The sequence below is a fragment of the Mailhella sp. genome (genome assembly GCF_057866825.1).
The window spans coordinates 1-2,985 of the sequence record NZ_DBMAHT010000185.1; the positions used below are offsets into that span (position 1 = coordinate 1).

Sequence of the window (2,985 nt, forward strand, 5' to 3'; positions counted from 1 at the left end):
TTCCATGCTCTGGCTGCATTTCTTTGCCTGATTCTCGTTGCTGCCGATCCTGAAACACGCCGTCTCCCTGCGCATCCTGACGCGGGGAGACCTTCTTCCCTGCCGAGCCGGAATGACGAATTCTCATCCAGCCTCGGCCATGCCCCGGCAAAAGCAAGGCAAGAGAGTGCCGCCCCAGAAAGGCTTATCCCTGCAAAGAACTTTGTCCGTGACGCGCGGGCGCGGACTGCAAAAGACCTCCGACGCGGCGCTGCAAGGTCAAACCGGGCAATATTCTCCCCCCCAGGCCGGACAACGGCAAAATTTTCACGCTCCCGCCGGGGAAAGGCCTGTCGCCGGACTTTTCAAAACCATGCCGACCAGGTATAATCAATGGGAAGATCGGCAATATTTCAGGAGAATACCATGCACACGTTTTATCTTCCGCCGGAACAATGGCAGGAAGAACTGGAACTTTCCGGCGCGGAAGCGCATCACATGGGCCGGGTGCTCCGGCTGCATCCCGGCGATGAAGTGCTCGTGCTCGACGGCGTCGGAAAAGAAGCGCTCTGCCGCATTCTCCAGATTGGCAGACAGTCGGCCCGACTGCGCGTTCTCAAGACCACCGTGCATCCGCGTCCTTCTTCCGGCGTCGTTCTGGCCGTGGGCTGGGGCAAGGAAGCCAGACGCGGCTGGATACTGGAAAAGTCCGTGGAGCTCGAAGCCGCGGGACTGTGGTTCTGGCAGGCAAAACGCAGTCAGTTTCCCGTTCCGCAGGACGCCCGGGAAAACTGGCACGCTTCTCTTGTAGCAGGCGCCAAGCAGTGCCGGAACCCCTGGCTGCCGGAACTGCGCACCCTGCCCGGCGGCGTGGACGAGCTTATTCGAGCCTCGGAAGCCTTCGAACACAGGCAGGTGCTGCTGGAAAGCGGTCTGCCCGGACAGAGCTTCATGTCGGAAGCCTGTCTCGGTCTTCCGGGACGCACGCTCTGCGTCATCGGCCCGGAAGGCGGATTCACGCCGGACGAGGCCGAAAGACTCATTCAGGCCGGATTTCAGGCGCTGAGCATGGGAGAACGCGTGCTCCGCTGGGAAACCGCCGCCATGATGGCCCTCGGTCTGCACTGGTGGAAACGTCAGCACCCCGGAGGAAAGGCATGAACCGTCCGTTGCCGGAAAGTCTGCGCCCCGCCGATCTGGAACATTTTGTCGGGCAGCCGCACCTGCGTGCTCAGATTCAGGCGCTGCTCGACGCCCCTCATCTGCCGAGCCTTCTGCTCTTCGGCCCTCCCGGCTGCGGCAAGTCCACGCTGGCCCTGCTTCTGGCGAAGGCCACGGGCAAAAAGATGCTCCGTCTTTCCGCGCCCGAGGCGGGCATTCAGCAGCTGCGCCGTCAGCTTGCCGGCGTGGAAATTCTGGTGCTCGACGAGCTTCATCGCTTTTCCAAGGCGCAGCAGGACTTCTTCCTGCCCATTCTGGAAAGCGGCGAAATGACCATGATCGCCACCACCACGGAAAATCCTTCCTTCAGCGTGACAAGACAGCTTCTTTCCCGGCTTCACGTGCTGCGCCTGAAGCCCCTCGGCCGGGACGATCTGCTCTCGCTCGCCCGCCGCGGCATGGAAAAGACCGGCGCCGTCTTCCCCGAAGAAGTGCTGGAATTTCTGGCCGCGCTCTCCAACGGCGACGCCAGAACGCTGCTCAATCTGGTGGAATACGTCTCCAATCTTCCGGAACAGCAGCGCACGCTCGCCGACGTGCAGAAGGTCATGCCCGAAATGGTGGCCCGTCACGACAAGGACGGCGACAGCCACTACGAGCTTGCCTCGGCCATGATAAAATCCATCCGCGGCAGCGATCCCGACGCCGCGCTCTACTATCTTGCCTGTCTGCTTGAGGGCGGAGAAGATCCGCGCTTCATCTGCCGTCGCCTCATTCTTTCGGCCTCGGAAGACGTGGGCCTTGCCGATCCCCACGCGCTGCCCATGGCCGTGGCCTGTCAGCAGGCCGTGGAATTCGTAGGCATGCCGGAAGGCTACATTCCGCTCGCGGAAACCGCGGTCTATCTGGCGCTCGCGCCGAAGAGCAATTCCACCTACGCCGCCTATCACAACGTCACGCGGGAAATCAAAAACAACGGCATGCAGCCCGTTCCCCTGCATCTGCGCAACGCCGTCACCAAGATGCAGAAACAGTGGGGCTACGGCAAGGACTATCTGTACCCGCACAACTTTCCCGGCGCATGGGTGGATCAGGAATATCTGCCCGAAACCGTGCTCGCCCGCCGCTACTATCAGAGCAAGGATCAGGGCGACGAACCGCGTCTCAACGCCTGGCATCGGCGTCATCGCCGCGCCGCTCCCATAGAAAAGAAATAACCAACGGACTGACCATGGAACAGCATTTTTCCTGCAATTACCGCTCGCCGGGACATCCGGCCGGAGCTTTTCCGTCTCTGCGCTTCTATCTGTCCCTCGCGGGCATCATGTATCGCGCCGGCCGCATCGCCGCGGCAGGAAACTACAATGCCGAACGCTGGGTGTACGACAGCTTTCTCGTCGGCCGCCTCATGGAACGCATAGGCGCGCCCGTTGTCATTGAAGGCGTTGAAAATCTCGACATCGAAGGGCCGTGCGTGTTCGAGTCCAATCACATGAGCACGCTGGAAACCTTCTTTCTGCCGTGCATCATCCAGCCGCGCAAGGACGTGACCTTCGTGGTGAAGAAGTCGCTGCTGAAGTATCCCTGCCTCGGCCCGGTGCTGGCCTCCCGCGATCCGCTGGCCCTCGGCAGAACCAATCCCAGAGAAGACCTGACCATCGTGCTTGAGGGCGGCATGAAGCATCTTTCGGCCGGTCGTTCCGTCATCATCTTCTCGCAGGGCAGCCGCCGACCCGACGTCAGAACGGAAGACTTCAACACGCTCGGCGTCAAGCTCGCCCGCAAGGCCAAGGTACCGGTGATTCCCATTGCCCTCAAGACCGACGCCTGGGGCGAAGGCTCCCT

Annotated in this window: 3 protein-coding genes; all 3 read left to right on the forward strand. The window is 61.5% G+C overall.

Going from position 1 to position 2,985, the window contains the following annotated elements; translation table 11 throughout:
- The first annotated feature begins 405 nt into the window (after nt 1-405).
- Nucleotides 406-1,140 carry a 16S rRNA (uracil(1498)-N(3))-methyltransferase gene (locus tag ACZM96_RS10435; protein WP_489488976.1) on the forward strand — a complete coding sequence of 245 codons (735 nt, stop codon included), beginning with the start codon at nt 406-408 and terminating at the stop codon, nt 1,138-1,140.
- The gene (locus tag ACZM96_RS10440) at nt 1,137-2,357 is read left to right on the forward strand and encodes a replication-associated recombination protein A (protein WP_489488978.1); all 1,221 of its coding nucleotides are present in this window, start codon (nt 1,137-1,139) and stop codon (nt 2,355-2,357) included. The genes ACZM96_RS10435 and ACZM96_RS10440 overlap by 4 nt, the downstream gene beginning before the upstream one ends.
- A 14-nt stretch (nt 2,358-2,371) precedes the next feature.
- On the forward strand, nt 2,372-2,985 hold a 614-nt coding region (locus ACZM96_RS10445; RefSeq protein WP_489488980.1), incomplete at its 3' end, for a lysophospholipid acyltransferase family protein.